Consider the following 8,076-nt stretch of genomic DNA (forward strand, 5'->3'; position numbering starts at 1 on the left):
AAAGATTATAGTATAAGTAGTTATGAAGCTGTTTATTTTATAAATGCTTTATTCAAAAAGGAGGTTTTATAGTGGATAAATTTATAGAATTAGATTTACAAGGTAAACTCCAGGAGATAGAGGCAAGTTTAAAAGATAAGAACAAATTTAATGAGTATCAGCTTTATTACAATTCTTTATGCCAAAAAGATATTTTATTAGTGGGTGAAATAACTGAAGTTAATAAAGCTTTTAAAGAGAAGTTAGAAGCTGATGAAGAGCATGAGTTTTTAGAAGCATTAATAAATGTAGGGTTTTTCGATGAATAAACCTTTAGACAGATTAGTTCATTCTATTGCTGAAAAAATAGAAAGAGCTGAAAATTTAGAGCCTTTATTAAAAACTATTGCTATGGACATACAAAAAGAAACTCAACTGAATTTTAAAAATCAGCGTGGTCCATATGGTCAATCTTGGAAAAAAAATAGAAGAGGTGGCCAAACATTAGCAAGAACAGGAATTTTAAAACGAAGTTTTACAACTTATACCTATGGAAATACAGCAGCAGTTGGAACTAATGTTCCGTACGCACGAATACATCAATATGGTGGAGTGATAAAGCCTAAAAGAGGTAAATATTTAGCAATTCCAATAAATAAAAAAGCTGAAGGAAATTCTCCAAGAGATTTTGATGATACAATTTGTATAAAAGCAAAAAACGCCTTATATATTGTTAGAAAACTTGATAAAAAAGGAAAAAATTTAGAATTCCTATATAAACTCCAAAAAGAAGTTGTTGTTCCTGAAAGGAAATTTTTAGGAATAAATGATAAAATGAAAAATAAGTATGCAAACTTAACAAAAAAGCATATTTTTAAATAAAAAGAGAGACCTTGAGTCCAGATGTTATACGATTTTTTCGTATACTCTGGACTTTTTTTATTTTCTCACTGGAGGTGATAATTATGAGTAAAAAAAGAGTAAAAGTTTTTTCAAGCGGAAATTATCCTCAAGGTGATTATCCACCAGAAAGAGTAAAAAAAATATTTGGTAATGCTACAAAGTCAAATGCTATTTTTATCCATACTTCAAAATGGAAAGGGAATTCACCGCCTAAAGTTGGAGAATTTTCTGGATTTGAATTAGTTAATAACGGTAATAAAGTAGATGTTTTTGCAAATATAGAATTAAATGAAAAGGGGAAAGTATATCATTCCGACAATATTTTTAAAGGAATATCTGTTGAAATACCAGGAGATAAATTAACTAATATAGCTTTATTACCATTGGGGGTTAATCCAGCTGTTGAAGGGGCAGAGTTTGAAGAAAACTCATTTATAGAACCATCTGATTTAGAATTTGAGGAGGCCAAAAGAATTATGAAATTTGAAGATGTATTATCATTTATATTTGCAACATCATTAACAGTTGAGCAGTTAACTCAATTAATGAGAAGTTTACAGTTAAAAGTTACAGACAAAGAAGCTGTTTATAATTTAGCTAGAGAGTTTGCCGCTGAAAGAGTTGAAATAGCAGCAATAGAAGAGGTTAATCCTAAAACTGCAGCCGAAATAGAAAAAGAGTTTGAGGCAAAATTTGAAAAGAAATTAAAAGCTAAAGAGTCAGCAGCAGAGTTTATGAAAACAAATAATAATAAGATTACTCCAGCTATGAAAGAAATTTTAACAGAAGCAAAAATAGAGACACTTTATCTAAATTCAGATACAAACAACTATGAGTTTGCTGGAAAGAAAGAGTCTCCAATTGAATTATTGACAGCTATTTTTGAAAAAATGCCAGAGATATTGAAGGAAGGTCAAGTTATTACAGAGTTTGAAGGTAAGAAAGAAAAAGAAGAAACTCCACAAGAGTATGCAGCAAGAATACATGGTGGAAATTAAGGAGGGTAAATATGTCAAGAGTTATTAGAGAGAGGGTTGAACCTCAGAACTTAGTTTTGAAGAGATATAGAGGCGATAGAAATTACACTATAGCTGGTTCTGAAACAGAATTAAAACATGGACAAGCTATGGCTATAAAAGCAACTGATGGGAAATTATATCCATATGATAAAGCTGGAGCGGATGGTTTGAATATCCCAATTGGAATTTATGTCGGCAGTAATAAAACTTCTTCAACAGATTTTAAGGGATCTATTACTACTTCAGCTGACGTTTTAAAAGATAAGGTTGTAGGAATAGAATTTGCAACAGATTTTAATGCAATTATAGAATTACAAAAGATGGGAACATTTGTACTAGATGCAATTGAAGGTAAAGAGGTGAATGAATAATGAATAAAACGATGATAATGATAATAGCTTTAATTTCGGCTGCAAAATATAGCTATCCTCAGCCATATTTAAATAAATTTACAGCAAGTAATAATTATTATGACTCTATAACAGAAAAAATTAGATTAGATGATTTATATACTCATTTTACTGAAGCTGGTATTGTTAATAGAAATGATGAATTACCAATAATAAAAGTTAATGGATTCGATAAATTAGAAGTAGAACCACCAATAGTTGGAGGAGAAATTACTTACTCAGCTACTGATTTACTAGCTTTAGATGCTGGAATTCCAGAGTATACAGATAAAGGTGAAATCTTAACTGCTGAAGATACATTGAAGAAAAAGTACTCAACAATTTTAAAGGCTTCAATTGAAAATAGAAAAGAAATTATGGCAGCTGAAATTTTCCTAACTGGAAAAACAAAAGGACCTCATGATGAAGATATTGATATGGGATTGGAGGAAGAAAAAACTCTAACTTTAACTGGTAAAAATGTAACTGATGAAATCAGCTCTCTTATTTCAGAATATTATATTAAATATTCAATTACTCCAACTATTGATGTAGGAATAAATATTTTTAATAAAATAAAAGCTGAAGCATTAAACGCCAAACAAAATGTAAATAAAGTTACTGTTTATGGAAATCCAGCTGATCCAGCTAGTATGTATTTAACTATAAACGATATGAAAATTGGATTATTATCAAGACATAAAAAAATAGATCCAGCTAATAAAGTAGTTCTTTATAATCCTCTTGTTATGGGAATAGCTTTTGCTGGATTAACATATGGAGATATAAAAACTAATGCGGCTAAAGTTGTAAAAGCTAGACTATTAGCTAATGAAACTAGAGTTACAGAACAAAATGGTTCTAAAGGATTATGGGCTAAATCAGCTCCTCTTCCTCTTGTTATTAATGTTAAGCAGTTTGAAAGATATAATGTAACTTTATAGGTGATTTTAATGAATAAAATTCCTATTTTAAAAGTTAAAGATTTTTTAACAGAAAGAATAGCTTATGATATATGTGATTTTTTAGGGAAATCAAGAGATGATTTAACTATTTTAGTAGAAGGAGAGTCTAGTGAGGATAAAACCTCACTAAATTCTAAAGCTGTTGCTTATATTAACTTCAGGCTAGGAAAGCATATTTCAAAAGTAGATGAAGAAAAATGGTTGATATTAAAGGAAAACTATATATTTTGGAAACTTTATGAAATGGCAAATATAGCTCAAGATTTACCTGTAAAAGATAAAAAAAGAGAGTTAGATGAACTTTTAAAAACACTTGTAGATGCAGAAGCTATGAAATATCAGAAAAAGGGAGTTATTGTAATATGATAAGGTGTGGCTTAAATACCAGGTTATTAGAGATTCAAAATAACTTATTGAAGATTAAATCTGAGTATAGATTTGGGATTGTTGATGATGTTGACGAGTTTAAATTTACTTCTAGATCTATTGGTGTAATTATTGATGGAGAGACAACAAAAAATGGTCAAAGATATGTTAGCTTAAGTTTTTATTATTCTGAAAATAAAGTAGATAATCAGCTTCTAAACTTTAGAGATAAAGTGAGAGAATTTATTGAATTTTTAGATACCAATGAAGATAATGACTTTGATTCATCTAATTTTGAAACAAAAATAGAGTATGGAAATATTGAAGATGAAACTCAAAGAGCAAGTTTGAGAACTGCAATTATAAAAAAAACATATAGAATTACTAATTTATTGATTGATATTGATGATAATGAATATCAAAGAATGAGTGAAAATATATATTTAAAATGTGAGGAGGGGATGTAGATGTCACAAAAATTAAATGGTGTTGTATCCTTCCAGATGATTTTTAAAGAATTATATACTCAAGCTATTATTAGCCAGGGTAATGGAGTTTTAGGAATTTTTTTATCTGATTCAACTAAAACTGATTTTTTAAAAAAATCTTATGTTGATATAAGTCAAGTCAAGGCTGAAGATTGGACTGCTGGAAATTATAAATACCTTAAAGACTTAGCTTTTAAAGGTACACCTAGAAAAGTAGTTGTTTATAGATTTGATGAGCCTGAAAGTCCTGAGGCTGGTTATCCAGATATGACTCATCTTAATGAGGCTTATAGATTAGCATCTGAAGAGTGTGATTATTTTGCTTATCCTGGTGGAACAACAGAGGAGCAACAAGCACTTGTTGAAATGGTTAAAAAAGATAGAAGAGTGGATAAAATATTAAATCCATTACAGAAAACAATAAAGTTTTCAACAGCTGGAGTAACAGCTCCAGATATTCCATTTATTATAATGACAAATCAATGGAGAAATGTAAATGGAACAAAATATACCGCTGTTGAGTATGCACTATGTTTAGCTTCTATTGCTGCAGGACTAGGAATAAAAGGTTCTATGACATATTATAAAGAACCTTGGGTAGAAGAAGCTGAATTTATAGAAGATGTAAATGCTGCTGTTGGAAATGGATACTTAGTTACTGTACCTCAAACTGATGGAGATAAAATTATCTATAGATTAGAAAGAGGAGTTAACTCAATGACAACTCCAACAGAAACTCAAGGTAGAACATTTTCAAAAATTAGATTAGTTGCAATAATGGACCAATGTTTAAAAGATATTAAATATACATATGTTAACTATTATATAGGTAAGAGAGATAATCATTATGAAAATAAGTCTCTATTCTGTTCTGCTGTTAATGGTTATTTATTAGGATTTATGAAAGATGGGTACTTAGATTCAAACTATTTAAATAAAATGGTTATTGATATTGATACTCAGAAAAAATGGGCATTTGAAAATGGAAAAATAACAGAAGAAGAGATGCTAACAATGGATGAATATAGAGCTTTGAGATTAAATACAAAAGATCAAGGGTTTTATAGAATAAAAGAGTTCACTCCTGTTGATGTTATGGAAGATGCAATAGTTGAAGTAGAGGTGATATAGTTGGAAAAATTCAAACCACGAAATATATTTAATGGAGCTTTTGCAAAACTCTATTTTGATGGTGAAATATTAATGGAAGCTAAAGCTGCAGAAGGAACTATTGAAGGAGATTATGAAGAAGTTCCTCTACCTGGAGGAACAAAAGGTCAAGTTTTAAAAGGAAGAAAAGGTGTTGGAAAATTTACTGTTCATAAGGTTAACTCTATAGAATTTAAAAAGTTTTTTGCCAATATGAAAGCTGGTAAAGTAACCGACTTTTCTCTTGAAGTAACCTTTGATGGACCACAAACATTAGGAGCAGAAAGAATTTCTCTTCCAGATTGTGAGTTTACAGGTAATTTAAATCTATTCAACTATTCAGTTGATTCATTAATTGAAAAAGAATTTGAATTTATATTTGACCCTAACACTGCTGATGTACCAGAAACTGTTTAAAAATTGGAGGAAATTAATATGGAAAATAAAGAAGTTAAAGATGAAAATAAAGGTTTAAAAGTAATAATATCTATTGCAGATGTTATAGCAAATGCTGAAAAATTAACTGAAAGTTCTAAAATAAGGAAAAAGAAAATGCTTCACTCTAAAAGATTAGAAGATTTAATTGGATGTGGAGGAATTGAGGTTGAAAGCGTTTCAAATAAAGTAATTTTTGAAGCTGAAACTAAAGAGGATGATATAAATGTTATGTATTATGGCGGTATGTATGTAGATCCAACTTATATTTTATCGAAAGGAATTTCTAGTCCTATACTTACTACTGACGAAGTTAGAAAAGCTTTTAAAGTTAATACAAATAAAGATTTATTTAAAAAAATATTCAATGAAGATGAAATTACAGAAATAGCAACTACTATTTTAAATTTAAAAGGTGGCTCTTTTACTGTTGAAAAAGAACTAAAAAACTAATAGGCTCTGACTTAACTTTAGCAATGTATGAGTTTTTTATACTCAAGGGACATAGACTAGATTATCTAATGTCTCTTAAAGGACTTGAAAAAGAAACTTTTAAAGCTATTTTTTTAAGACATCTTGATGCAGTTAATAAGAGCAATAATGGAGGTGGCCAATGAATGAGTTAGTTGGAGTTCGATTTCAAGTCGATACTTCAGAAACCGAGAAAAATTTTAGAAAATTATTTTCTACTACAAATAATCTCAATGATTCAATGGCTAGAACTATAACTGGTATAGATAACACCACTCAATCTTTCTCTAAGCAAAATACCGAAATTAAAGAGTTAGAGAACTTGTACGCTTTAACTGGTAAAGGATTGAAAAAAGCAAGTGAAGATTGGTATTTATTATCAAAAGAAACAGATGTTTCTAGTGAAAAATTAGAAGAACAAAGAAAAAAAATAAATGAAGCAAGATTAGCTCATCAAATGATGGGTGAAACACTCGAAAATAGTAAAAATAAATTAAAAGAGTTGAAAAAAGAAAGTTTAGGAGTTAATGAATCTTTAAAGATGCCAAATATGGATTTACTAAATCAAAAAAGTTTTGAATTAGCAAGAGGTTTTAATCATATTGGAACAACCTCCCAAGGAACTAGTGCTGATTTAATTAATTTAAAAACTAATATTAATATATTAGATGGCTTTGTTAAAACTTCTGAAAATAATTTGAAAAATTTAACTGCAGAATATTCTGAATTATCTCAAAAAACAGGAACAACTAATAAAGATTTAGAAAATCATAGAAAGAAGATAGCACAAGTCACTAGAAATCACACTGATATGACTAGTAGGCTTGATTATCTTAATAAAAAATTAGGTCAGAGTAGAACAGAGGTTAATAATTTATCAAATAGTGTTGATAAATCTGGAAATTCTTTTAAAGCAACAGCTGCAAAAATAACAAGTTACATTGGTGCTGCTGTTGGAATTAGAGAAGCTATTAATTTAGGTAAAAAAAGTATTGAAGTCAATTCTAATATGATTGAAACACAAAATAAATTTAATGTAGTTTATGATAAACACAGTAAAGAAGCTAATGCTTGGGCTAAAAATTATACGGATGTATTAGGTATATCTGTATTAAAAACAAAGGAATCTATGGGAGATATTCAAAATCTATTCACTGGTTTTGGAATGGATAGAAAAACTTCAATGAATATGTCTAAAGATATTGTTATGTTGGCAAATGATTTGGATTCATTTAATAATTTATCTTCAAGAGGTATTGATGTTCATAAGACAATGCAATCTGCATTAATGGGTGAATCAGAAGCAGCAAAAACATTGGGAGCATCTATATTAGAACCACAAATGAATGTTGCTGCGATGGAATTAGGATTTAAAAAATATTCTAATAAAATGGATGAAACTACAAAAATTATGATTAGAATGAAAGCTATTCAGATGCAGAGTAAAGACGCATTAGGTGATACTGCTAGAAACTTAGATACTGAAGTTGGAAAAAGAAGAAGATTAAATAAAGTAACTGAAGATTTTCAAATTATGCTAGGTGAGAAATTAATGCCACTCCAACTTAAATATTTAGATACCGGAACAAAAACAATACAGTTTTTAACAAAAAACTTTGATTCTATTGTTAATGTTAGCCAGGCTTTAGGAGTTCTCGGAGCTAGTTATGTGGCATTTAAAACTGGTGCTGTATTAATGAGTGGTTATCAAAAAGTAACTACAGCTTTATCTTTAGCACAACAAGGTCAATCAATTGTTACTGGAATTTTAACTTTGGCACAAACAAAGCTTAACGTTGCAATGGCTGCTAATCCTGTTGGAGTGGTTCTAGCTGGTATTACTGCTGTTGTTGGTGCAGGATATTTACTTTATAAAAATTGGGAAACAATTAAAGAAAAAGCGTATAGCTTA

The 8,076-nt window shown here is 29.3% G+C and carries 11 protein-coding genes; all 11 read left to right on the plus strand.

Annotated features, from left to right (window positions below; genetic code table 11):
• The first annotated feature begins 71 nt into the window (after positions 1–71).
• Positions 72–308, plus strand: a complete 237-nt coding sequence (locus Q0V08_RS09220) for a hypothetical protein (RefSeq protein WP_297434140.1) — start codon at positions 72–74, stop codon at positions 306–308.
• On the plus strand, positions 301–861 hold the full coding sequence (locus tag Q0V08_RS09225; RefSeq protein WP_297434142.1) for a phage virion morphogenesis protein: 561 nt from the start codon (positions 301–303) through the stop codon (positions 859–861). Before Q0V08_RS09220 ends, Q0V08_RS09225 begins: the two co-directional genes overlap by 8 nt.
• Positions 862–944: 83 nt before the next feature.
• The gene (locus Q0V08_RS09230; protein WP_297434144.1) at positions 945–1,880 is read left to right on the plus strand and encodes a hypothetical protein; all 936 of its coding nucleotides are present in this window, start codon (positions 945–947) and stop codon (positions 1,878–1,880) included.
• An 11-nt stretch (positions 1,881–1,891) separates the two neighbouring features.
• On the plus strand, positions 1,892–2,272 hold the full coding sequence (locus Q0V08_RS09235) for a hypothetical protein (protein WP_297434146.1): 381 nt from the start codon (positions 1,892–1,894) through the stop codon (positions 2,270–2,272).
• Positions 2,272–3,234 carry a hypothetical protein gene (locus tag Q0V08_RS09240; protein WP_297434148.1) on the plus strand — a complete coding sequence of 321 codons (963 nt, stop codon included), beginning with the start codon at positions 2,272–2,274 and terminating at the stop codon, positions 3,232–3,234. The genes Q0V08_RS09235 and Q0V08_RS09240 overlap by 1 nt, the downstream gene beginning before the upstream one ends.
• Before the next feature lie 9 nt (positions 3,235–3,243).
• A complete protein-coding gene (locus tag Q0V08_RS09245) occupies positions 3,244–3,621 on the plus strand; it encodes a hypothetical protein (RefSeq protein ID WP_297434150.1) in 378 nt (125 codons plus the stop codon).
• Complete coding sequence (locus tag Q0V08_RS09250; protein ID WP_297434152.1) at positions 3,618–4,088, plus strand: hypothetical protein; 471 nt, start codon at positions 3,618–3,620, stop codon at positions 4,086–4,088. The genes Q0V08_RS09245 and Q0V08_RS09250 overlap by 4 nt, the downstream gene beginning before the upstream one ends.
• Entirely contained in the window at positions 4,089–5,240 is a 1,152-nt protein-coding gene (locus Q0V08_RS09255) for a phage tail sheath C-terminal domain-containing protein (protein WP_297434154.1), read from the plus strand. It begins immediately after the preceding gene.
• Complete coding sequence (locus Q0V08_RS09260; protein ID WP_297434156.1) at positions 5,241–5,675, plus strand: phage tail tube protein; 435 nt, start codon at positions 5,241–5,243, stop codon at positions 5,673–5,675.
• 18 nt (positions 5,676–5,693) lie between these two features.
• Positions 5,694–6,146: a hypothetical protein gene (locus Q0V08_RS09265; RefSeq protein ID WP_297434158.1), complete on the plus strand. Its 453-nt coding sequence runs from the start codon at positions 5,694–5,696 to the stop codon at positions 6,144–6,146.
• Between the two features lie 160 nt (positions 6,147–6,306).
• Positions 6,307–8,076 (plus strand): hypothetical protein (locus Q0V08_RS09270; RefSeq protein WP_297434160.1); only part of this gene is annotated, 1,770 nt, incomplete at its 3' end.

Origin of the sequence: uncultured Cetobacterium sp. (assembly GCF_947038635.1) — a bacterium.
GTDB lineage: Bacteria > Fusobacteriota > Fusobacteriia > Fusobacteriales > Fusobacteriaceae > Cetobacterium_A.